Origin of the sequence: Streptomyces sp. NPDC091282 (assembly GCF_044757385.1) — a bacterium.
Classification (GTDB): domain Bacteria; phylum Actinomycetota; class Actinomycetes; order Streptomycetales; family Streptomycetaceae; genus Streptomyces; species Streptomyces gramineus.
Map to the genome: position 1 here is coordinate 332618 of NZ_JBIVUX010000008.1, position 20351 is coordinate 352968.

21 protein-coding genes are annotated in these 20351 nt (G+C 73.2%); 9 read left to right on the forward strand and 12 right to left on the reverse strand.

Annotation, left to right across the window (positions count from 1 at the left end; all coding sequences use genetic code 11):
• Positions 1-39: 39 nt before the first annotated feature.
• From ACIQOE_RS33150 to ACIQOE_RS33170, 5 genes are read right to left on the reverse strand one after another with little or no spacing between them, the layout of a single operon-like run.
• Complete coding sequence (locus tag ACIQOE_RS33150; RefSeq protein WP_351323193.1) at positions 40-906, reverse strand: carbohydrate ABC transporter permease; 867 nt, start codon at positions 904-906, stop codon at positions 40-42.
• Positions 906-1871, reverse strand: coding sequence for a carbohydrate ABC transporter permease (locus tag ACIQOE_RS33155; RefSeq protein ID WP_401415399.1), 966 nt, complete (start codon positions 1869-1871; stop codon positions 906-908). Before ACIQOE_RS33155 ends, ACIQOE_RS33150 begins: the two co-directional genes overlap by 1 nt.
• Complete coding sequence (locus ACIQOE_RS33160; protein WP_401415401.1) at positions 1865-3181, reverse strand: ABC transporter substrate-binding protein; 1317 nt, start codon at positions 3179-3181, stop codon at positions 1865-1867. The genes ACIQOE_RS33155 and ACIQOE_RS33160 overlap by 7 nt, the downstream gene beginning before the upstream one ends.
• Positions 3178-4161, reverse strand: coding sequence for a GNAT family N-acetyltransferase (locus ACIQOE_RS33165; RefSeq protein ID WP_365574575.1), 984 nt, complete (start codon positions 4159-4161; stop codon positions 3178-3180). The genes ACIQOE_RS33160 and ACIQOE_RS33165 overlap by 4 nt, the downstream gene beginning before the upstream one ends.
• The gene (locus ACIQOE_RS33170) at positions 4158-5393 is read right to left on the reverse strand and encodes an exo-beta-N-acetylmuramidase NamZ domain-containing protein (protein WP_401415404.1); all 1236 of its coding nucleotides are present in this window, start codon (positions 5391-5393) and stop codon (positions 4158-4160) included. Before ACIQOE_RS33170 ends, ACIQOE_RS33165 begins: the two co-directional genes overlap by 4 nt.
• Before the next feature lie 286 nt (positions 5394-5679).
• On the opposite strand from ACIQOE_RS33170, the gene ACIQOE_RS33175 reads away from it, so the two are divergent.
• Positions 5680-5994 carry a hypothetical protein gene (locus tag ACIQOE_RS33175; protein WP_351323188.1) on the forward strand — a complete coding sequence of 105 codons (315 nt, stop codon included), beginning with the start codon at positions 5680-5682 and terminating at the stop codon, positions 5992-5994.
• A gap of 100 nt (positions 5995-6094) precedes the next feature.
• Here ACIQOE_RS33175 and ACIQOE_RS33180 read toward each other — a convergent pair whose 3' ends face one another.
• Positions 6095-6724 (reverse strand): LysE family translocator, encoded by a 630-nt coding sequence (locus ACIQOE_RS33180; protein WP_365556778.1) that lies wholly within the window; start codon positions 6722-6724, stop codon positions 6095-6097.
• A gap of 108 nt (positions 6725-6832) precedes the next feature.
• Here ACIQOE_RS33180 and ACIQOE_RS33185 point away from each other — a divergent pair, with 108 nt between their 5' ends.
• Complete coding sequence (locus ACIQOE_RS33185) at positions 6833-7774, forward strand: LysR family transcriptional regulator (RefSeq protein ID WP_401415407.1); 942 nt, start codon at positions 6833-6835, stop codon at positions 7772-7774.
• Between the two features lie 70 nt (positions 7775-7844).
• Positions 7845-9290, forward strand: coding sequence for a glyceraldehyde-3-phosphate dehydrogenase (locus ACIQOE_RS33190; RefSeq protein WP_362648400.1), 1446 nt, complete (start codon positions 7845-7847; stop codon positions 9288-9290).
• Between the two features lie 91 nt (positions 9291-9381).
• Here ACIQOE_RS33190 and ACIQOE_RS33195 read toward each other — a convergent pair whose 3' ends face one another.
• Positions 9382-10071, reverse strand: coding sequence for a class F sortase (locus ACIQOE_RS33195; RefSeq protein ID WP_399010644.1), 690 nt, complete (start codon positions 10069-10071; stop codon positions 9382-9384).
• A 100-nt stretch (positions 10072-10171) separates the two neighbouring features.
• On the reverse strand, positions 10172-10690 hold the full coding sequence (locus ACIQOE_RS33200; RefSeq protein WP_351323183.1) for a hypothetical protein: 519 nt from the start codon (positions 10688-10690) through the stop codon (positions 10172-10174).
• Between the two features lie 547 nt (positions 10691-11237).
• Between ACIQOE_RS33200 and ACIQOE_RS33205 the strand changes: the two genes are divergently transcribed.
• On the forward strand, positions 11238-12218 hold the full coding sequence (locus ACIQOE_RS33205) for a hypothetical protein (RefSeq protein WP_401415410.1): 981 nt from the start codon (positions 11238-11240) through the stop codon (positions 12216-12218).
• 6 nt (positions 12219-12224) lie between these two features.
• Here ACIQOE_RS33205 and ACIQOE_RS33210 read toward each other — a convergent pair whose 3' ends face one another.
• Both ACIQOE_RS33210 and ACIQOE_RS33215 read right to left on the reverse strand, forming a co-directional pair.
• The gene (locus ACIQOE_RS33210; RefSeq protein ID WP_365556768.1) at positions 12225-13415 is read right to left on the reverse strand and encodes a cytochrome P450; all 1191 of its coding nucleotides are present in this window, start codon (positions 13413-13415) and stop codon (positions 12225-12227) included.
• Positions 13412-14119 (reverse strand): tRNA-dependent cyclodipeptide synthase, encoded by a 708-nt coding sequence (locus tag ACIQOE_RS33215; RefSeq protein WP_365574584.1) that lies wholly within the window; start codon positions 14117-14119, stop codon positions 13412-13414. The genes ACIQOE_RS33210 and ACIQOE_RS33215 overlap by 4 nt, the downstream gene beginning before the upstream one ends.
• Before the next feature lie 288 nt (positions 14120-14407).
• Between ACIQOE_RS33215 and ACIQOE_RS33220 the strand changes: the two genes are divergently transcribed.
• The 4 genes from ACIQOE_RS33220 (at position 14408) to ACIQOE_RS33235 (ending at position 17576) form a co-directional block, all read left to right on the forward strand.
• Complete coding sequence (locus ACIQOE_RS33220; protein WP_401415412.1) at positions 14408-15274, forward strand: fructosamine kinase family protein; 867 nt, start codon at positions 14408-14410, stop codon at positions 15272-15274.
• Positions 15275-15450: 176 nt separating this feature from the next.
• Positions 15451-15642, forward strand: a complete 192-nt coding sequence (gene tgmA, locus ACIQOE_RS33225) for a putative ATP-grasp-modified RiPP (protein ID WP_133024031.1) — start codon at positions 15451-15453, stop codon at positions 15640-15642.
• A gap of 15 nt (positions 15643-15657) precedes the next feature.
• Positions 15658-16641, forward strand: coding sequence for an ATP-grasp ribosomal peptide maturase (gene tgmB, locus ACIQOE_RS33230; RefSeq protein WP_351323178.1), 984 nt, complete (start codon positions 15658-15660; stop codon positions 16639-16641).
• 47 nt (positions 16642-16688) lie between these two features.
• Positions 16689-17576, forward strand: coding sequence for a Gfo/Idh/MocA family oxidoreductase (locus ACIQOE_RS33235; protein WP_365574590.1), 888 nt, complete (start codon positions 16689-16691; stop codon positions 17574-17576).
• Positions 17577-17596: 20 nt separating this feature from the next.
• On the opposite strand, the gene ACIQOE_RS33240 is transcribed toward ACIQOE_RS33235, so the two are convergent.
• A complete protein-coding gene (locus ACIQOE_RS33240; RefSeq protein ID WP_401415415.1) occupies positions 17597-18529 on the reverse strand; it encodes a GNAT family N-acetyltransferase in 933 nt (310 codons plus the stop codon).
• A gap of 246 nt (positions 18530-18775) precedes the next feature.
• Here ACIQOE_RS33240 and ACIQOE_RS33245 point away from each other — a divergent pair, with 246 nt between their 5' ends.
• Positions 18776-19873 (forward strand): PP2C family protein-serine/threonine phosphatase, encoded by a 1098-nt coding sequence (locus tag ACIQOE_RS33245; RefSeq protein WP_399010649.1) that lies wholly within the window; start codon positions 18776-18778, stop codon positions 19871-19873.
• A gap of 21 nt (positions 19874-19894) precedes the next feature.
• Here the strand turns inward: ACIQOE_RS33245 and ACIQOE_RS33250 are convergent, their stop codons facing one another.
• The gene (locus ACIQOE_RS33250) at positions 19895-20335 is read right to left on the reverse strand and encodes an Lrp/AsnC family transcriptional regulator (protein ID WP_362648429.1); all 441 of its coding nucleotides are present in this window, start codon (positions 20333-20335) and stop codon (positions 19895-19897) included.
• Positions 20336-20351: the final 16 nt, after the last annotated feature.

Below are 20351 nucleotides of genomic sequence, written 5' to 3' on the forward strand. Positions count from 1 at the left end.
ACAGCGTATCGACACCACGATCTGGGTAGGATCGGCGGTTCACTTGAGGCCGCTGAGCATCACACCACGGATGTAGTGCTTCTGCAGCAGCAGGAACAGCACCAGGACCGGCAGGGTGCTCAGGACCAGACCGGCCATGACGATCGGGGTGGTGCGGGTGGGGTCGACGTAGTCCTGGAGGAGCTGGATGCCGACGGGCAGCGTCATCACGTCCGGGTTGGCGGTCGAGACGAGCAGCGCCCAGATGTACTCGTTCCAGGCGTCGACGAACGTCAGCAGTCCCAGGGTGACGAGCACCGGCCTGGTCTGCGGGACGACGATCCGCCACCACACGGTGAACTCCCCCGCGCCGTCCATGCGCGCGGCCTCCAGCACCTCGTCCGGGAGGGAGACCATGAACTGGCGCATCAGGAAGATCCCGAAGCCGCTGACGAGGAACGGCATGGCGAGCGCCGCGATGCTGACGGTCAGCCCGGCGCCGCCGCGCCCGAAGAGGTCGTTGCCGCCCGCCAGCGGCCAGTGCACCAGGATCAGGAAGTGCGGGACGAGGAAGAGGAACGGCGGGAACATCATGGTCGAGAGCACCAGGCGGAAGACGAGGTCCCGTCCGGGGAAGCGGAGTTTGGCCAGCGCGTACCCGGCGAGCGACGAGGTGACGAGCACCGAGGCGCTGATCACGGCGGTGGCGATCACGCTGTTGCGGAAGAGCACCGGAAGGTCCAGCTGGTGCACGGCGGCACGGTAGTTGGACAGGTCGAAGGCGTCGGGCAGGAACCGGTAGGGCAGCCTGCCGGCTTCGTCGGCGCCCTTGAAGGACGTCATCACCATGTCGAGGAACGGCACCACCGTGAGGACGGCGCCGGTGACGACCAGCAGGTAGGACAGCCAGGGGAACCGCCGTCGCATCAGGCGTCCTCCCCCTTGCGCCGGAAGAGCCACAACTGGACCAGCGTGACCGCGAGGACGACCGCGAAGAGCACGAAGGCGGCGGCGCTCGCGGTGCCCCAGTCGCCGTAGGAGAAGGCCTGCCGGTACATCTCCAGGGCGGCCACGTCGGTCGCGTCCCCCGGGCCGCCCTTGGTCATGACGGTGATCAGCGCGAACGACTGGAGGCCGGTGAGGAACTGGGTGACGCACACGAACAGCAGGGACGGCCGCAGCAGGGGCAGCGTGATCCGCCAGAAGACGGTGACGGGTCCGGCGCCGTCGAGCGCGGCGGCCTCGTAGTACGACGGCGGCACGGACTTCAGTCCGGCGGTCAGCACCAGGATGGCCGAGCCCACCGACGCCCAGGCCTGGACGACGACGACCGCGGGCAGCGCGGTGTCCGGGTCCTGGAGGAACGCCACCGAGCCGAGTCCGACGGCGTTGAGGACGCCGTTGACGAGGCCGCCGGGCTCGTACATGTACTTCCAGACGTTGCCGACGGCGACGACGGTCGTGACGATCGGCAGGAAGTACAGGGTGCGCCACAGTCCCTGGAACCGGAGCTTGTCGATGCAGGTGGCGACGAGCACGGAGCCGGCCAGGGCGAGGGCGACGGTGCCGAGGGCGAACAGCAGCGTGTTGGTGAGGACCGGGGTCAGGAACGTCGCCCCGTCCGCGAACAGGCGGGCGAAGTTGTCCGGTCCTACGGGGTCGATGTCGCCGAGGTCGAAGCCCGCCCAGCGGGACAGCGACAGCAGCAGCGCGAAGCCCAGCGGCAGGGCGAGGAAGACGGCGTAGAACAGCAGGGTCGGGGCGAGGAAGAGGTAGGCGACGACGGCCTGGCGGCGCCGCTGCCGCGCGCGGCCGCTGCCGCGGACGCCGACGGCGGACGGGTGCCGGGCCGCCCGTTCGGCCGCCTCCGCCGTCAGGGTGGCGTTCACCATGAGCGCGACACCTCCTGGTCGACCTGGCGCCGGGTGGTGCGCAGGGCCTCGTCCACGGACTGCCGGCCGGTCCACAGCGCCTCGATGTTCTTGCGCAGCAGCGACTTGGCCTGCTGGGCGCCCGGTCCGTTCGGCTCGGGCACGGCATAGCCGAGCGCGTCCAGGAACGGCCGCAGGTTCGGGTCGCCGCCGGTGCCGAGCAGGGCGCGCATGTCGTCGGCGCGGCCGGTCAGGGAGCCGACGGACGCCTGGAGGGCGCTCATCCGGGTGGCGCCGCGCACCTTCTCGGTGTTCAGCCAGCGCAGGAACTCCCAGGCCTCGTCCGGGTGTTCGCTGGCGGTGTTGACGCCGAGCATGAACCCGGTGGAGAGCGTGGCGGGCCGGCCGTCCGCCTCGGGCAGCGGCACGGGCGCCACGCCGACGTCCCGGTAGGCGCCGCCCATCAGGGACTTGAGGTTCGCCGTCCACCAGCCGGCGCTGATCACCATGGCGACCTGCCCGGACGCGAACGCCTTGTAGACGTTGACGCCGGGGTCGCTCGCGCCCCTGGCGACGAGCCGGTGCTGGAGGTCGAGCACGGCGCGGCCCGCGGGCGAGTCGATGGCGGTGCTGCGGCCGTCCGCGGTGACGAACCGTCCGCCGGCCGCGTTGAGCAGCGCGAGGGTCTGGCCGACGGTGGTGGAGTCGTCGTAGGTGGACAGCCCGAACCCCTGGACCAGGGTGTTGCCGTAGCCGTCCCGGCGGGCGGTGCGGTAGGCCGTCTCCTCCAGTTCGCGCCAGGTGCCGGGCGGCCGGTCGACGCCCGCCTCGCGCAGCAGCCGCTTGTTGTAGTACAGGGCGTACGTCTGCGTCTCGGTGGGGTAGCCGTAGACCCGGCCGGCCACCGACGAGGAGCCGACGGCCGCGGTGCCGTAGCCGCGCCTGATCTCCTCGGCGTGTCGGGCCGGCGCGGGCCGCAACACGCCGGCCCGGACCAGCTGGCCGTTCCACAGGCAGTACGGCTGGAGGATGTCGGCGCCCTGCCCCGCGGCCTGGCGGACCATGAAGGTGGTCAGCAGGTCGGTGAACTCGACGGCCTTGGTCGCCACCCTGACCCGGTCGTGGGTGGCGTTCCACTCGTCGACCGGGCGTTGCAGGGCCGCTTTCAGCTCGCCGCTGGCGTAGTGGGAGAGCAGGGTGAGGACGACCGGCTCGCCGGGCCGTCCGGTGCCGCGCTGGGGTGCGGCGCAGCCGGCGGTGAGCAGCGCGGCGGGCAGCGCGAGCGCGAGGTGGCGGCGGCTCGGCCGGCCGCCGGGGCGGGGCGCGGTCATCGGGCGGCCGCCTCCCGGCGCATCACGCGGAAGACCCGGGTGGTGGTGAAGCCGGTCTTCCGGTAGAGGTGGCCGGCCGGGGACCGGGCGCCGGTCCACAGGAACCACGCGGAGTGCGCGCGCAGGGCCCGCATCCGTTCCAGGACCAGGTGCAGGAGGACCTCGCCTAGTCCGGTGCCGCGCATCTCCTCCAGCACCCCGATGGGTCCGAACCGTTCGTCCACCGCGTCGAACGCGCCGTGCATCGCCCAGCCGACCATGCGGCCGTCGGGGTCGCGGGCGGCGACGATCCGGTCGAGCGGTGTGCCCGCGGCCAGGCAGGCCCGGATCGTGCACGCCCAGTCGGGCCCGAAGTGGCCTCCGGCGAGCGCGAGGAGGTCCACCAGGTCGTCGTCGGCCGGGGTGGCGAACCGGTAGCCCCGGCCGGTCAGGTGCTCCAGGCGGCGGGTGACCTCGTCCGGGCGGCGGTAGCCGACCAGGCCCCGGTCCATGGCGGCCGCCTCGTACAGCGTGCGGAAGCCGAGGGACTCCAGGAGTCCGGCCGCCTCCGGGTAGGCGTCGGCGTCCAGGCCGGGGAGGACGTAGTTCGGCGTGTACGACGAGAAGTCCACCCGGGTACGGCCGTGGCCGTGCAGCCAGTCGAGGGCCTCGGTGAGCAGCCGGCGGCCGAGACCGTGTCCGCGGGCCTCGGGGGCGACGAAGAAGAAGGGGATCCAGCCCTGTTCCGGCTCCAGGTCGGTGCCGGCCATGGGGGTCAGCCGGCGCACCGCGTAGGCGGCACCGGCCACGTGGTCGCCGTCGACGGCGACCCGCAGTCCCGCGGGGTCGAAGTTGGGGTCGAGCAGGACCAGGGTGCGGAAGCGGTCGAGGCTGATGGGGTCGGCGGGCACGCTGCGCCGCCAGGCCTCCACCACCCGCGGGCCGTCGCCCGCGCGGAAGTCGCGGATCGCGGCCCGGGTCGTGGTCGTCAGGTCGGTCATCGGGGGGATCGTCCTTCCGGGCTGGACGCCAGGTCCGCGGGATAGAGCAGCACGTCCTCGCCGGCCCACCGGCCGGGCGGCGCGGGCGGATCGCACAGCGACAGCGGGTCCTCGCCCGCGTCGACGGCGCGCCGCAGCCGGTCGGAGCCCCACAGCAGGTCGACGAAGTACCGGTGGCCGGTGTCCTCGGCGCCGCCGTCGGGCGTGTGCCAGGCGAAGTCGTCCGGGTACAGGCGGCGCAGTACGGCGAGCATGGCGACGGCGGTGCGCACGGGGGCGAACGCCTCGTGGTCGGTGACGTGCAACTGGACGCCCCGCAGCGGCAGTCCGGCGTGTTTGTGGAAGGCCGGCACGTAGCGCAGGTCGCGGAAGTGCACGCCGGGCAGGCCGAGTCCGACGAGGGCGGGCGCGAACCGCCCGTCGAGGTAGGGGGCGCCGACGATCTCGAAGGGCTGGGTGGTGCCCCGGCCCTCGGAGAGGTTGGTCCCCTCGAACAGGCAGGTGCCCGGGTAGACGAGGGCGGTGGCGAGGGTCGGGATGTTCGGCGAGGGGGCGATCCACGCCGGTCCGGTGGCCTCGGTGGCCGGGGCGCGCCGCCAGCCGGTGGCTTCGATCACAGTCAACTCGACCGGTCTGCCCGCGGCTTGGGCGACGGCGGAGGTGTTGAGGTACCGGGCGAGTTCGCCGGCGGTGAGGCCGTGCCGGACCGGGACCGGGGCGCGTCCGACGAAACTGGCCCAGGCGGGCTCCAGCAGCGGGCCCTCGGCGACGCGTCCGCCGAGCGGGTTCGGGCGGTCGGCGACCACGAACCGGCGGCCGGTGCGGGCCGCCGAGACCATCAGGTCGAACATGGTCCACACGTAGGTGTAGAACCGGGCCCCGATGTCCTGGAGGTCGTACACCAGGGCGTCGGCTCCGCTGTCGATCAGCAGCTTGTCCAGGCGCTCGCCCGCGCACCGGTAGGTGTCGTAGACCGGCAGGCCGGTGTCGGGGTCCGAGCGGGCGGCCTCGGACTCGCCGGCCTGGCCGGTGCCGTGCAGGCCGTGTTCGGGTCCGAACAGGGCGACCAGGGGTGCGCCGGCCGCGAGCAGCGCGGGCGCGGCCGGGCGCAGATCGGGCAGCACTCCGGTGTGGTTGGTCACGAGGGCGAACCGGCCGGGCCCGGCGAGTCCGGGCGAGTCGTGGAGCCGCGCGATCCCGGTCGTCGTCGCGGCACCGCCGTCCGTGCTCATCCCCTGCCCCGTCCGCCGGTGACACCTCTCTCAAACAACGGTCGGGAATTTACTCTTATGTCCACCCTTCGGCGGTGATGAATCGCCGACGGTTCCGTCACCTCCTGTACCACGACACGCCGGTGGAGGTCCCTCGGACGTGGGACGTTCCCGTGTCGCCGGGCGGTCCTGGCGCGGTGACGGTGTGTGATGTCGGCGGAGCACCGGCCTCGCCGGCGACCGAGTCGTCGTCGGTTTCCGGCCGTTGTCTCTTTCCTCGTTCTCACCGTTCACGAAGGACATCACGATGCGCTTCACCCGTCCGCTCGCCGCCGCTCTCGGCGGACTCGCCCTCGCCGTCCTCACCATCGGTCCGGCCGCCGCCGCCGACGGGTCGTTCGTCTGGGTGGGCCCGAAGGGCAAGGCGTACGCCATCCAGAGCCCGCCGGAGCGCAAGTGCCTGGACATGGCGCAGGAGGCGCGCGGTCCGCAGAACTCCACGAAGAAGGCGCTCGTCGTCTACAGCAAGAAGAAGTGCAAGGGCACCGCGCTGCGGATCGCCTCCGGCCACTCGGCGCCCGGCAGCGTCCACTTCGCGAGCGTCGTCTTCAACCCCCGCTAGATCACACGCGGTCGAAGCCGTTCCGGTGGTGCCGGTCCCGACACGGTGACCGGCACCTCGGGTGCGCGTACGGGCGGCGCCCGCCCGGCGCGGGGTGGCGTCAGACTCCCCCGGCCACGGCGGCGCCGAGCCCGCACAGCACCACGCCGGTGACGATGTTCAGGGCGCGCCGCACCGCCGGCCTGGTCACCAGGTCGCGGCCCCGGCCGACAGCCCAGGTGAACAGGGCGTACCAGCAGACGTTGACGAGGGCCCAGAGCGCGCCCAGCGCGATGCTGCTCAGCAGGACGGGACCGTCGGTCGTGACGAACTGGGGCAGCACCGACACGGCGAAGACGCCCGCCTTCGGATTGCCCAGCGCGGTCCCGAGCCCCGCGCCGTACGCACCCCAGGAACCGGTCGGCCGCGCCGCCGGGACGTCCTGGCCCGGCTCCTCGCCGCTCCGCCGCACGGCCGCCCTCAGGGTGTTCACGCCCAGCACGAGCAGCACCGCTCCGCCCGCGAGCCGGAGCGCCAGGTAGGCGTGCGGGTTGGCCAGGAGCACCGCCGACAGCCCCACGGCGGCGGCGGTCGACCACACGAGCAGCCCGGTGGCGTTGCCCGCGATGGTGGCCCGGGCGGGCCGTGCGCCGCCTTCGAGGGTCTGCCGGATCATGAGCGCCTGGCCGGCGCCCGGCAGCATGGCCAGCAGCCAGGTGGTGACGAGGAACAGGGGCAGGTGGATGGGCACGGTTCGCCGGCCTTCTTCCCGATGGGAGGGGTGATCCAGCACCAGGCTGGCGCGGACCGGGCGTGAAGAGAAGTCAGCGCCGTATGGGCCAGCATTAAGATGATTTACATGGTGACCGCGGATCCGGAGCGGCTGCGCCTGCTCGCCCTCATCGACCGTCACGGCTCGCTCACGGGTGCCGCCCACGCCCTGGGCGTCACGCCGGCCGCGGTGACCCAGCAGGTGGGCCGCGCGGAGCGGGATGCCGGCGTCCCGCTGGTGGTGCGGGGGCCGCGCGGGGCGTCGCTGACGGCGGCCGGGGCGCTGCTGGCGGAGCACGGGCGGGTCATCGACGAGCAGACGGAACAGGCCGGGGAACGGCTCGCCGCCCTCCTCGGCCATCTGTCGTCGCGTCTGCGGGTGGGTGCCTTCCTCGCCGCCGCCCTGCACCTGCTCCCGCCCGCCCTCACCGCGCTGCGCCACCGGTATCCGCTCGCGGACGTCTCCGTGGAGGACCTGCTGTCCGACCGCGGGGTGGAGCGGGTCGCGGCGGGCGAACTCGACGTCGCGGTGATCGCCTCCTGGGCCCGGCCTCCAAAGCCGCCGCCGCACATCGCCGCGCACCCTCTGCTGCGGGACCCCATGGTGATCGTCCTGCCCGACGACCATCCGCTGGCCACCGGCTCCCCCGCGGACTCACCGCTGCGCCTGGAACAGCTGCGGGACGAGTCCTGGGTGACCATCCTGGCCGGGCACGCCGCCCGCGAGCAGCTGGACCGGGCGGCGGCCGGGGCCGGGTTCACCCCGAGGATCCGCTTCCAGACGGCGTCCTACGACGTGGCCCAGGCGCTGGTCGGCACCGGCATCGGCGTGGCGCTGGTCTCCCGGCTGGCCCTCACGCCGGTCCGCGGCACCACGCACCGTCCTCTCGCCGAGCCGGCGCTCCACCGCGATCTGCACGCCGTGACCAGGTCGGACACCGCGCTGACCCCGCTCGCGGACGTCTTCCGCACGCTGCTGACCGACGTGGCCGCCGACCTGCGGAGCACCTGGTCCCACGTCACACCCTGACCCCCTTGATCGATCATCGACCGGCCGGTTTAGCATATGAGCGCCACCTAGCTCGATCGAGAGTAGATCTGTGACTGTCAACGACGACTCGTTCACCAACTGGAAGAACCGCGAGGAGATCGCGGAGTCGATGATCCCGATCATCGGGAAGCTGCACCGGGAGCGGGACGTGACCGTCCTCCTCCACAGCCGCTCCTTGGTGAACAAGTCGGTGGTCAGCATCCTCAAGACGCACCGCTTCGCCCGCCAGATAGCCGGCGCCGAGCTGTCCGTCACCGAGACGATGCCCTTCCTCCAGGCGCTCACCACGCTCGACCTCGGCCCGTCGCAGATCGACCTCGGCATGCTCGCCGCCACCTACAAGGCCGACGACCGCGGTCTGGACGTCCGGGCGTTCACCGCGGAGGCGGTCGCCGGGGCCACCGGCGCCAACAAGATCGAGCGGCGCGAGCCGCGGGACGTCGTCCTGTACGGCTTCGGCCGCATCGGCCGCCTGGTCGCCCGGCTGCTGATCGAGAAGGCGGGCTCGGGCAACGGCCTTCGGCTGCGGGCCATCGTGGTGCGCGGGGCCGGCGGCGAGGACATCGTCAAGCGCGCCTCGCTGCTGCGCCGCGACTCGATCCACGGCCAGTTCCAGGGCACGATCACCGTGGACGAGGAGAACAGCACGATCCTCGCCAACGGCAACGAGATCAAGGTGATCTACGCCGACGACCCGTCCCAGGTCGACTACACGCGGTACGGCATCCGGGACGCCATCCTGATCGACAACACGGGCAAGTGGCGGGACCGCGAGGGCCTGTCCAAGCACCTGCGCCCCGGTGTCGGGAAGGTCGTGCTGACCGCGCCGGGCAAGGGCGACGTCCCGAACATCGTGCACGGCGTCAACCACGACACGATCAAGCCGGACGAGCAGATCCTGTCCTGCGCCTCCTGCACCACCAACGCGATCGTGCCGCCGCTCAAGGCGATGGCCGACGAGTACGGAGTGCTGCGCGGGCACGTCGAGACCGTCCACTCCTTCACCAACGACCAGAACCTGCTGGACAATTACCACAAGTCGGAGCGCCGCGGCCGGTCCGCGCCGCTCAACATGGTCATCACCGAGACCGGTGCCGCGTCCGCCGTCGCCAAGGCGCTGCCCGACCTCAAGGCGCGGATCACCGGCAGCTCGATCCGGGTCCCGGTGCCGGACGTGTCGATCGCGATCCTCAACCTCCAGCTGGCCCGCGAGGCGTCCCGCGAGGAGGTCCTGGACTACCTCCGCGAGGTCTCGCTGACGTCGCCGCTCAAGCGCCAGATCGACTTCATCACCGCCCCGGACGCGGTCTCCAGCGACTTCATCGGCTCGCGCCACGCGTCGATCGTCGACGCCGGCGCCCTGAAGGTGGAGGGCGACAACGCCATCCTCTACCTCTGGTACGACAACGAGTTCGGCTACTCCTGCCAGGTGGTCCGGGTCGTCCAGCACGTCTCCGGCGTCGAGTACCCGACGTTCCCCGCGACGGCGGTCTGACCCCCGCACCCGCGACGGCCCGGCCCCCGCACCCGCGGACGGCCGGGCCTGACGGATCCTCGGCGCACCCGTCGGCCCCGGCGCTCCGGCGTCAGACGAGGTGCGCGAAGACGACCAGGTTCTCCGTGTAGTCCTTGACGTCGTGGTCGTAGTCGCCGGCACAGGTGATCAGGCGCACCTCGGGCCTGCTGGTGTCCGCGTAGACGCGTTCGCTCGGAAAGTCGTCCTTGGCGAAGGTGTCCGCGCTGTCGACCACGAACTCCGCCTTGGTGCCGTCGGCCCGGAACACCGAGAAGCCGTCACCGGGCTCCAGTTCGTCCAGCCGGGCGAAGACGGCCGCCGAGACCTTGGTGTCGACGTGTCCGGCGATGATCGCGGTGCCCGCCTCGCCGGGTGCCGGACCCTCGGCGTACCAGCCGACGAGGTTGGTGTCGGCGGCGGGCGGCGGCTGGAGCTGGCCGGTGGCGGCCAGGGTGAGGGTGGTGAAGGGGGCGTCGACCGCGATCTTCGGGATGAGCAGGCGGGTGGGCGCGGACCGGGTCAGCGCGTCGCCGGCCTGGCGGCCCCGGCCCGAGGGTACGGCGTCCGCGCTCCCGTCCGGGGTGCGTCCCGAGGCGTCCGAGGTCTTGCCGTGTCCGCCGAGCAGCGCCACGGCGAGGAGCAGGACAGCGGCGACCCACACGGGCAGCCGTCCGGCACGCCGAGTGCCGTCTCTTTCCTCGGACTCGCAGGCGTCGGCGCCGGGGTCGTCGGGGGTCTGGCCTGAGGAGCCAGCGGCCATCGGAGGTCACCTTTCTGGGCGCGGCGGCGGAAGGGGCGGTACGGGGCCGCGGCCCCGTCCGAGACGGTCGGCGGCCGCGGCTCCCGTATGTACCGGCCCGTCAGGACGCGGACCCGGCGGCCTTCCTGCGCCGCAGCGCGTAGGCTCCGGCGGCCCCGACGCCGAGGACGGCCAGCCCGCCGGTCGTCACCCCGGGCGTGGCGAGAGCGCCGCCGCCGGTGTGCATACCGCCGTGCGGCTTCTCGTTGTCCTCGTCGTCGCCCCAGGAACCACCGCTGTCACGGCCCTCGCCGCTCCCCTTGTCGCCCTGGTCGCCCCTGCCCCCCTGGTCGCCCTTGCCCCCCTGGTCTCCCTTGCCTCCCGACCCGTCGCCCTTGTCCTTGTAGGACTCGGGGTCGAACTTGCTGTCGTTGCCGCTGTCCGAGTCCCAGTCGTCGCTCAGCTTGGCCGCGGCGAGCACCGCGTGGCTGCTGTCGTCCTTGAGCTCCTTGCTGTAGGAAAGATCGTCACGGCCTCCGTTGTCCTGGTCCCCCGCGACCGCGGCCTGAGCGCCGGGTGCCGCGAAGGCGAGGGCGGCGGTGGCGGCCGTCGTCGCGAGGATGATGCGGGCAGAACGCATTTCGATGTCCTTCCGCCGGTGCCGGGCAGCGGATACTTCATCGGCTGGAACGACCCGGCCTCGACATGAACCACCGTCAGCCAGCGCCACGCCCCGCACCATCCAGGCCGCCCATCCGTGGCCACGACACGCCCAACACCATCCGGCTGGGTCAATCCCGCTCCGCGGTACAGGGCCGTTCGGGGGTTTTCGGCGCCGTCCTCGGCGTGTCGCGGCGTCAGGGGCCTGCCGCGCGGCCGGTGACCGACGCGCGGCAGGCAGCGCCGGAGGGGTGGAGGAGACGCGCGAGCGGGCCCAGGGCCGGGTGAGAACGGCCGTGCGGCGGAAGGCGGGCGTCCTGGGCGGACTCCGTCGTGCCGTCGTACCCGCACCGGGCGGCGGGTGGGCTTCGGGCAACGCGCAAGCACACCAATTCCCCTGTGGCGCGCATGAGTTGTCGAGCCGTCGGGAGGTCGTCCTCCCCCGTCCGGACCGGTCGGGTCGTGCGGCCCCGCGGCCGCGGCTAGCCTCGGTCCGACAGTCCGCCTGACCAGCACCAGGACGCCGTATGCCCAGCCGACTTCCCCGACGTGTGCTCACCCTCCTGCTCGGCGCCCTGACCGGCGTGAGCGCCGTCGCGGCGCCCGCCCGCGCCGCGCGGGGCGGCGGCCTGACGGAGTATCCGATCACCACCACCGCCGACAGTCTCCCGGCCGGGATCACCGCCGGGCCCGACGGCGCCCTGTGGTTCACCCAGTCCGGTGCCGACCGGATCGGGCGCATCGCGGCGGACGGCACCGTCACCGACCACCGCACCCCGACCCCCGGCAGCGCGCCCTTCGCCATCACCGCCGGACCCGACGGCGCCCTCTGGTTCACCGAGCAGGCCGCCGGACGCGTCGGACGGATCACCACCTCCGGCGCCGTCACCGAGTTCGCGCTGCCCCGGGCGGCGAGCGCACCCGCCGGGATCGCCGCCGGGCCCGACGGCGCCCTGTGGTTCACCGAGCCGGGAGCCGACCGGATCGGGCGGATCACCACCGCGGGCAGGATCAGCGAGTACCGGGTGCCCACGGCCGCCGCCCTCCCGTACGGCATCGCCGCGGGCGCCGACGGCGCCCTGTGGTTCACCGAACTGGGCGGCGGCCGGATCGGACGGATCGACACCGGCGGCCGGACCACCGAGTTCCCGCTGCCGAGCCGCGCCGACTTTCCCGAGGACATCGTCGCCGGGCCCGGCGGGATGTGGTTCACCGCCGCCGGGGCGGGCTCCGTGGACCGGATCGACACCGGCGGCCGGGTCACCCGGTTCGCGCTGCCCGGGACCGACGGCGACCCCGGCGGGATCGCCGCGGGGCCGGACGGCCGGGTGTGGTTCACCGACCGGTCCGGACGCGTCGGCCGGGTGTCGGCGGACGGCGCGATCAGCGTCGTCCCGGTGCCCGCCGGGCCCGACAAGTCCCTCTTCCGGCTCACGGCGGGGCCCGGCGGCACGGTGTGGTTCACCGAGCTGCTGGGCAACGCGATCGGCCGGATCGAGCCGTCCTGAGCGGCGCTACCAGGTCACCGGCAGCCGCTCCGGGACGCGCTTCATGAAGCCCGTGCGCCACACCAGTTGGGCGGGCGGCACGGCGAGGGCGAGATCCGGCAGCCGGCTGAGCAGGACCTCCAGGGCGATCCGGGCGTGCACCCGGCCCAGCGCGGTCGCCGGACAGTAGTGGGCTCCGCCGCCGAAGGAGAGGTGGTCGGCGGCGTTGTCCCGGTGCACGTCGAAGCGGTGCGGGTCCGGGAACTTCTCGGGGTCCAGGTTGGCGCCCTCCACGAGGACGAGGACGAGGTCGCCCGCGCGGACGTCGGTGTCGCCGAGCCGGACGTCCGCCAGCGCGAGCCTGGGCAGCGCGTCGGCGATGGAGAGGTTGACGCGCAGCAGTTCCTCCACCCCGGGGCCGATCAGGTCCGGGCGGCCCCTGAGGAGGTCGCGTGCCGTGGGACGGGTGAGCAGATACACCAGGGCCATGGCGAGGAACCCGGAGGTGGAGACGGTGCCGGCACCGAACATGGTGACGCCGACGGTGGCCAGCATCTCGTCGCTCGGGCGGTCGCCGCCGGGGCCGTCCCTCAGCGCGGCCAGGTCGCCCATCAGGCCGTGCGTGTCCGGGTCGTCGAGCAGGGCCGTCATCCGGGCGATGTCCCGGTCCCAGTTGATCCGGGCGCCGGTGACCGGGCACGCCGAGTTCATGAACGCGATGTCGAGGCCGCGCAGGAACGCCGGTGCCTCGGTCTGCGGGATGCCGAGGATGCGGCAGTGCAGGCCCGCCGAGTACGGCTCGCAGAACGCGCCCCGCAGGTCGGCCGTCGGGCCGTCCTCGACCAGCCGGTCGACGAGCCGGTGCGCCTCGGCGCGCAGCCACTCGACGAGGCCCGGCGCCTTCGGGTTGAGGGCCCGCAGCACCGCGCGGCGCAGCCCGGCGCCGGTGATGTTGCCCATGTTGTTCACCACCTCGGGCGGGATGGTGAGGGCGTACTGGCGGGGCACGCCGGGCGCCGAGGTGTCCTTGAGGGAGAACCGGTCGTCGCGCAGCACCTGGTGGCACAGCCGGTACGACGACACCAGCCAGGCCTCGTCGCCGGCGATCGTGCGGACGCGCCGTACCGGGGTGGCCGCGCGCAGGCCGGCGACCTCGTCCGGCACCCGGATGCCGTCCCAGGAGAACGGGAAGGCCGGCAGGTCGGTGGCGGCGGTCATGCCGGGGCTCCTTCGGCGGCGGGGGTGACGATCGCGTGCCCCTGGTTGCGGGAGGCGCGCAGTCCTGCGCCGCGGGCGTACAACAGCTCGGCCATCGGGAGCAGTTGGTGGTAGCAGTTGAGCGAGGACGGGACCTGGAGGATGGCGGGCGTGTCGAGGAAGAGCGGGGCCTCCGCGCACACGTACTCCAGGCACACGGCGCGCTGCCGGTCGCTCGCCTCCTCTCCCCTGGCCGTCAGGAAGCGGCTGACCAGGGCGTCGCAGACGGCCCTGAAGTCGGCGTCCTCGGCCAGCCGGTCCCGCAGCCCGCGGTGGATCTCCCGGTAGGCGGCGTTGGTTCGGAAGTGGGACATCGGCTGCCAGCGCAGCCGGGTGCCCCGCGGGTCGGCCTCGGTGACGGCGTCCCGGACCTTGGCGCGTACGCCGCGCAGGTTCTTCACCGCCTTGCGGCGGGCGGCGTCGGGCGGGTAGCCGGACGCCTCGTACATCTCGGCGACGTACAGGTCGGTGTAGACGAAGTCGGCTCTGTCGAAGTGGTCCAGTCCCCAGTGGGCGAGGTCGTGCAGGCGCCGGGCGGAGAAGTAGCTGTTGCCCGGGGACACGCCGATCACGGCGTGCGCGCCCTCGTCGTGGATGACGTGGCAGTGGGAGGTGTAGGGCTGAACCTCGAAGACGTCGGCCATCAGCACGGATGCTGTGGTCAAGGGGGGTACCCTCCGCCGCTCGCTAGTCCCTGCGGGGCCCAGTGCCCCCGGTGTGGCGACGCGGCGGCCCTCACGCTAGCCGCACCCGTCCGACACGGGTAGTTACCGCTTGGGTTTGGCCGGAATCCGTCGTGGCGGTGCGGCCGGCCCCCGGGAAATACAGGTGCTTTCAGGACGGGGAGGTGGGACTCTCCTCTACGGCCCGATGAGTACCGCAGGGGGAGGTTCCGTGCCGTCGACCAGGGCGCCTTGGGTTTTTGAGCCGCGACGGCCCCTACTCTGGGGGCCGTGGCGCAGCACGACGAAGATCCCGGCGCGGCGGCCGCCCGGCTCACCGGGCGGCCCGTCGCGGCCGTGCGGGCACGCTCGGCCGGCCTGGCGGAGGCGACGCTCGCGGACGGGCGCGCCGTGATGGTCAAGCGAGGTGACGGTGCCGGGGCGGCGGCGGCCGAGGCGGCCGGGCTGCGCTGGCTGGCCGCCGCCGGTGCGGTCGCGGTGCCGGGGGTGCTGGGGCAGGACGGGCGGTGGCTGGTGACCGAGCTGGTCGCGGTCGGACGTCCGGGCGCCGAGGCTGCGATCCGGTTCGGCCGGGGACTCGCGGCCCTGCACGCGGCCGGGGCGGCCGACTTCGGCGCGGCGCCGCCAAAGGGCCCGCGCGACGCGTGGATCGGCACCGCCCCGATGCGCAACGAACCGGGTGGCGACTGGCCGCACTGGTACGCCGGGCACCGCGTGCTGCCGTACCTGCGGACGGCGGTCGACCGCGGGACGCTGCGGCCCGGCGAGGCCGCGGTGGTCGAGCGGGTCTGCGAGCGGCTGCCGGAGCTGGCGGGGCCGCCGGAGCCGCCCGCCCGGCTGCACGGGGACCTGTGGAACGGCAACGTCCTGTGGGGCGCCGACGGCCGGGTCCGGCTGATCGATCCGGCCGCGCACGGCGGGCACCGCGAGACCGACCTCGCGATGCTCCGGCTCTTCGGCTGCCCCTACCTTGACCTGGTTCTGAAGGGGTACCAGGAAGTGGCCCCCCTGGCCGCCGGCTGGGCGGAGCGCGTGGGAGTGCATCAGCTGTTCCCGCTGCTGGTGCATACCGCGCTCTTCGGACGGGGCTACGCCGAACAGACCCTGGAGACATCCCGGACCATCGCGGGCATGTGACGCCGTCACATGCCGTACGGGCATGTGAAATCGGCCACGGGCGGGAACGATTCGTCGCTGATTTCCGGCTGGTTCCTTAACGAGCCCTTAATTAGGACTGAGATTACGGAGAGTAAGGAAACCAACCACGCGTTCGAATCGTATAAGTGCATGGAAGAACGAAACAGGGAGAGACCATGCAACCGTTCGCGCTCAACTACGCACGCCCCGCAGTGCAGTTGGACGTCACCACTCCGTACGCGTATGACTCCGGACTGCAGTTGAACGTTCTCCTCGATGGCCGGATCGCGGCCACCGATCACGCAACGCTCAGAGCCTTGGGGACCACGACATCAACCGCGGGCTCCAAGACGCACTTCGACGACTGAACGCGGGTCCCGACGATGACCGTGCTCATCCTGACCAGTGACGAGGACGTGACGGCGGACATGGTGGTCCTCCGGCTGCACGAGGCCGGAGTGCCCGTCGTCCGCCTCGATCCTGCCGATCTGACCAGCGGTGTGGCCCTGTCGGGCGAGTATGTGCAGGGCGCCAGTCGCGGACATCTGTCCGTGAACGGGCGCCTGGTGAGCATGCAGGGCCTTCGCTCCATCTGGGTGCGCAGGCCGGGAGTGGCCGCCGCCCGGGCCGCCCAGCCGTCCGACTGGCTGACCGAGGAGTCCGAACAGGCCCTGTACGGCATGCTGCGTGGGACCGACGCGCGCTGGATGAACCATCCGGACGCGGCCCGCCGGGCCCGCCACAAGCCATGGCAGCTGCGGCTGGCGCAGCGCAGCGGCCTCGCCGTGCCCGCGACCCTCATCACCACGTTCCCGCAGGCGGCCCGGGAGTTCGCGGCGCGCTTCCCGGACCTGGTGGTCAAGCCGGTGTCGGGCGCGCATCCGCAGGAGCCGCCGCGGGCCGTGCCGACCAGCCGGGTGGCGCCGGACGCCGACTTCTCGGCGGTGGCGTTCGGGCCGACGCTGCTGCAGCGGCGGGTGGCCAAACGCGCCGACATCCGGCTGACGGTGGTCGGTGAGCGGCTGCTCGCCGCCCGCAAGCCGGTCAGCCCGGACGCGCGCCCCGACGACGTGGACGTACGCTTCGCCCCGTCCGACTCGCCCTGGCTGGCGGCGGAGGTGCCCCCGCGAGTCGCCGAGGCCGTCCATACGTATATGAAGGACGCCGACCTGGCCTACGGTGCCTTCGACTTCGCGGAGGACGCCGACGGCATCTGGTGGTTCCTGGAGTGCAACCAGTCGGGCCAGTTCGGTTTCGTCGAGATGGACACCGGTCAGCCGATCGCCGAGACCATCGCCGGCTGGCTGGCGCACGGCACGGAGCAGTACCGGCCGTACGTCGACGGCGGGCGGAGCACGACGCCCTGACGGTCCGGGCAACGTGGCGGGACCGGGTACGGAGAGAGGAACGCGAGATGCGCATCGGACTGCTGGGGACGGGCCCCTGGGCACGGGCGGCGTACGCCCCCGCGCTGGCGGGGCACGGGTCGCTGGAGTTCACCGGGGTGTGGGGCCGCCGCCCGGCGGCGGCGGCCGAACTGGCCGAGGAGTACGGGGTCCGGGCGTACGACGACGTGGAGGCGCTGTTCGCCGACGTCGACGCCGTGGCGGTGGCGCTGCCGCCTGCCGTCCAGGCGGAGCTGGCGGTGCGGGCCGCGGCGGCGGGCCGGCACCTGCTGCTGGACAAGCCGCTCGCGCTCGGCGTCGCGGAGGGGCGGGCGGTGGTGGAGGCCGCCGAGCGGGCCCAGGTCGCCTCCGTGGTGTTCTTCACCACCCGCTTCCAGAGCGAGCCGGAGGAGTGGATCGCCGAACAGGCGGGCACGGGCGGCTGGTTCACGGCCCGGGCACAGTGGCTGGGATCGGTGTTCACCGACGAGAGCCCGTTCGCGGCGTCGCCGTGGCGTCGTGAGAAGGGCGCGCTGTGGGACGTGGGCCCGCACGCCCTGTCCGTGCTGCTGCCGGTGCTGGGCGACGTACGGCGGGTCGCGGCCGCGGTGCACGGGCCCGCGGACACCGTGCACCTCGTCCTCGAACACGCCACGGGGGCGACGAGCACGGTGACCCTGAGCCTGACGGCTCCCCCGGCGGCGGCCGGGGCCGACGTGGAGCTGCGGGGCGCGGCGGGGGTGACGCTGCTGCCGAGGAGTGCGGAGGGAGCGGTCCCCGCGCTGTCCCGGGCGGCCGACGCCCTGGTCACCGCCGCCGGCACGGGCCGGCGGCATCCGTGCGACGCCGCGTTCGCCCTGCGGGTCACCGAGCTCCTCACGGAGGCGGAGACCCTGCTGGGCAAGGACGTCGGCTAGGGCGTGTCGCGAAGGCCGCGTCAGCCGCCGAGCGCCGCGCTCCCCGCGGGGCGCTCGGCGTCGGCCGGCGCGAAGAAGTTCACCCGCTCCCGTACGACCGGGTAGCCCGCCCTGGTGAAGTGCGCGGCCATCGGGAAGTTGCCCTGGTCGGTGGCGGCCCCGATGGTCCGCGCGCCCTGTTCGACGAGGAACCGGGTGCACTCGACGAGCAGGTCGTAGGCGTAGCCGTGGCCGCGCCGGGCGGGCAGGACCCCGATGAATCCGACGCACGGCCCGGACGGATTGCGGGCTGGGATGTGGATGCCGACCGGCTCGCCGCCGGGCGTGCGGGCGATCTGCCACCACGCACGGGGCGAGGGGAACCAGTGGAAGATCTCCAGGTCCTCCTGGGCCGCCCGTTCCACCCCGCCCTCCGCGATGGCGCGGCGGGCGTGCGCGTCGAGGGTGGCGGAGCTGATCTCCCGCAGGATGTCCAGGAAGACCGCATCGTCGGGTTCGGGGGTGAAGACGAGGCGGCCGGGGCGCTCGGGAAGGCCGCATTCGGGTGTCCAGCGGTAGGTGTAGCGTTCCGCCAGCAGTGCGTAGCCGGCCGCGCGGGCGGCGTCGAAGCGGGTCCGGGCCGCCGCCCGCTGGGCGGGGACGTCACGCCAGCCGGCGGGCAGGTCGAGTTCCAGCTCGTCCACCTGCCAGGGCGCGCCGCGCAGCAGGGCGGCGCCGGCCTCCTCCTCGCCCTCGGCCACGTCGAGCCAGTTCACGAGGAGCGGTTCGGAGTCCTCGGGTCGGCCCCACCAGGCGGCGCGGGCGACCACCCGGCCGTCGCGCAGGGCGACGCGCTTCCAGTCGGCGCGGTGCCGGGTGCGCCGGTGCGTCTCGGCCAGGCGCAACGGATCGGGCAGGGTGTCGAAGAGGTGAGCGGTGCTGTCGTCGAGCGTACGGATGACCGGATCGGTCACGGATTCCTCCGGGAGGTGTACTGCGCGAAGCGCTCCCGGGCCGGCTCAGACCTGTCACGCCCGGACGTCGGGGAGGGAGCGCGCAATGGCGGGAATGGACATCGCACTCGCCTCCTTCCGTCCGGTCCTGGGCGTGCGTCCCACACAGTAGGGCTCCCGGTGCGGACGCGTCCACGGGATTACCGGCGCGGCCGTCGAAGATCGGCAGGCGTGCCCGGAGTGCGGACACGGGCGTAGCTTGGGGATGTGACTTCGGTGCGCGGCTGGTGGTCGCGCGACTACGGGGACGGGCGTGGCTGGTTGCAGGGTGCACCGCCACCGCTCTGGGTCCGGGTGCTTCCCGTGCTGCTGCTCCTGGTGGTCACGGTGGCGACGCTGGTCAGCCCCGACGGACACGACTTCGGCTTCCTGCTCGGGGCCATTCCGCCGCTGGCCGTGCTGTCGTACGGCCCGCTGGCGACCGCCGTGCTCAGCTGCCTGGTCGTGATCCTGCTGAACGTGCCCGCCACCCATCTGAACCATCCCGGCGACACCGATCTGCTCACCGTCACGTTCGTCGCGCTGCTGAGCGTGTTCGTGTCCTACGTGCGCAGTCACCGGGACGCGCAGCTGGTCACGGAGCGGGCGGTGGGCGAGGCGGTGCAGCGGGCGGTGCTGCCGCCGCTGCCGGAGCGGGTCGGCTCGGTGGGGTGCGCCGGGCTGTACCGGGCCGCACAGCACGGCACGCTGGTGGGCGGGGACTTCTTCGACGTGCGGGACGGACCGTTCGGCGTGCGGGCGGTGATGGGCGACGTGCGCGGGCACGGCCTGGCGGCGGTCTCCACCGTGGTGTCGCTGCTCGGCGCGTTCCGGGAGGCGGTCCTCGACCAGCCGGACCTGGAGTCGGTGGCGGCGCGGATGGACCGCCGGCTCACCGTGGACTCGGTCGACGTACCGAACGCGGAGCTGTTCGCGACGGCCCTGCTGCTGGAGTTCTCCGCGGATCTGCGGTCGGTCCGGGTGGTGGCGTGCGGCCATCCGGCGCCGGTGCTGCTGCGCGACGGCCTGGCCCAGGAGCTGGCGGTCGCGCCGGGAGCGCCGGTGGGGCTCGCCCTGACGGGGCTGGAGCCGCCGAAGGAGATCACGGTGGAGCTGGGACCCGGCGACCGGCTGTTCATCGCCTCGGACGGGGTCTGGGAGGCGCGTGACCGGGCCGGGCGGTTCTATCCGCTGCCGGAGCGGCTGGCCGGGTTCGCCGACGCCGGGTCGGCCGAGCTGCCCCGGCGGGTGTGGGCCGATCTGGCCCGGCGGTGCGAGGTACGGGACGACGCGACGATGCTCGTCCTGACGCCCGAGATCACCTGAGCCGCCGGCTCGTGTCCCGGCTCAGCCCACGTCCCACAGGAAGCGGTGGGTGTGGATGCCGAAGTAGGGGAACGAGCGGACCTCGCGGACGCCCTCGACGGGCCGGACCACGTCGTTGACGAAGTCGAGCAGGTCCCCCGGCCCGGGGGTGACCACCTCGGCGAACAGGTCGAAGCCGCCCGAGGTGAACACCGAGTACACCACCTCCGGGTGTACGGCGAGGGTGTCGGCGACGGCTCTGGGATCGCCGTCCACGCCGATGCCCAGCAGCGCCATCGCCTGGCCGCCCATGGCCATCGGGTCGGTGACGCCGACGACCTGGACGGCCCGGGAGTCCAGCAGGCGCTGCAGCCGCTGGCGGGCCGCGGAGGCGGACAGGCCGACCCTGGGGCCGAGGTCCGCGTAGGCGATCCGGCCGTCGGCCTGCAGTTCCCGCAGGATGGCCCGGTCGATGTCGTCCATGTGCACGGGGCTCTCC

What these genes read in the sequence shown, in the direction of transcription:
- ACIQOE_RS33205 (WP_401415410.1), top strand. Translation starts at nt 11,238, where the DNA reads ATGCCCAGCCGACTTCCCCGACGTGTGCTCACCCTCCTGCTCGGCGCC.
- ACIQOE_RS33185 (WP_401415407.1), top strand. Translation starts at nt 6,833, where the DNA reads ATGGTGACCGCGGATCCGGAGCGGCTGCGCCTGCTCGCCCTCATCGAC.
- ACIQOE_RS33160 (WP_401415401.1), bottom strand. Translation starts at nt 3,181, where the DNA reads ATGACCGCGCCCCGCCCCGGCGGCCGGCCGAGCCGCCGCCACCTCGCG.
- tgmB (WP_351323178.1), top strand. Translation starts at nt 15,658, where the DNA reads ATGACCGTGCTCATCCTGACCAGTGACGAGGACGTGACGGCGGACATG.
- ACIQOE_RS33235 (WP_365574590.1), top strand. Translation starts at nt 16,689, where the DNA reads ATGCGCATCGGACTGCTGGGGACGGGCCCCTGGGCACGGGCGGCGTAC.
- ACIQOE_RS33170 (WP_401415404.1), bottom strand. Translation starts at nt 5,393, where the DNA reads ATGAGCACGGACGGCGGTGCCGCGACGACGACCGGGATCGCGCGGCTC.
- ACIQOE_RS33150 (WP_351323193.1), bottom strand. Translation starts at nt 906, where the DNA reads ATGCGACGGCGGTTCCCCTGGCTGTCCTACCTGCTGGTCGTCACCGGC.
- ACIQOE_RS33250 (WP_362648429.1), bottom strand. Translation starts at nt 20,335, where the DNA reads ATGGACGACATCGACCGGGCCATCCTGCGGGAACTGCAGGCCGACGGC.
- ACIQOE_RS33195 (WP_399010644.1), bottom strand. Translation starts at nt 10,071, where the DNA reads ATGGCCGCTGGCTCCTCAGGCCAGACCCCCGACGACCCCGGCGCCGAC.
- ACIQOE_RS33210 (WP_365556768.1), bottom strand. Translation starts at nt 13,415, where the DNA reads ATGACCGCCGCCACCGACCTGCCGGCCTTCCCGTTCTCCTGGGACGGC.
- ACIQOE_RS33165 (WP_365574575.1), bottom strand. Translation starts at nt 4,161, where the DNA reads ATGACCGACCTGACGACCACGACCCGGGCCGCGATCCGCGACTTCCGC.
- tgmA (WP_133024031.1), top strand. Translation starts at nt 15,451, where the DNA reads ATGCAACCGTTCGCGCTCAACTACGCACGCCCCGCAGTGCAGTTGGAC.
- ACIQOE_RS33155 (WP_401415399.1), bottom strand. Translation starts at nt 1,871, where the DNA reads ATGGTGAACGCCACCCTGACGGCGGAGGCGGCCGAACGGGCGGCCCGG.
- ACIQOE_RS33175 (WP_351323188.1), top strand. Translation starts at nt 5,680, where the DNA reads ATGCGCTTCACCCGTCCGCTCGCCGCCGCTCTCGGCGGACTCGCCCTC.
- ACIQOE_RS33200 (WP_351323183.1), bottom strand. Translation starts at nt 10,690, where the DNA reads ATGCGTTCTGCCCGCATCATCCTCGCGACGACGGCCGCCACCGCCGCC.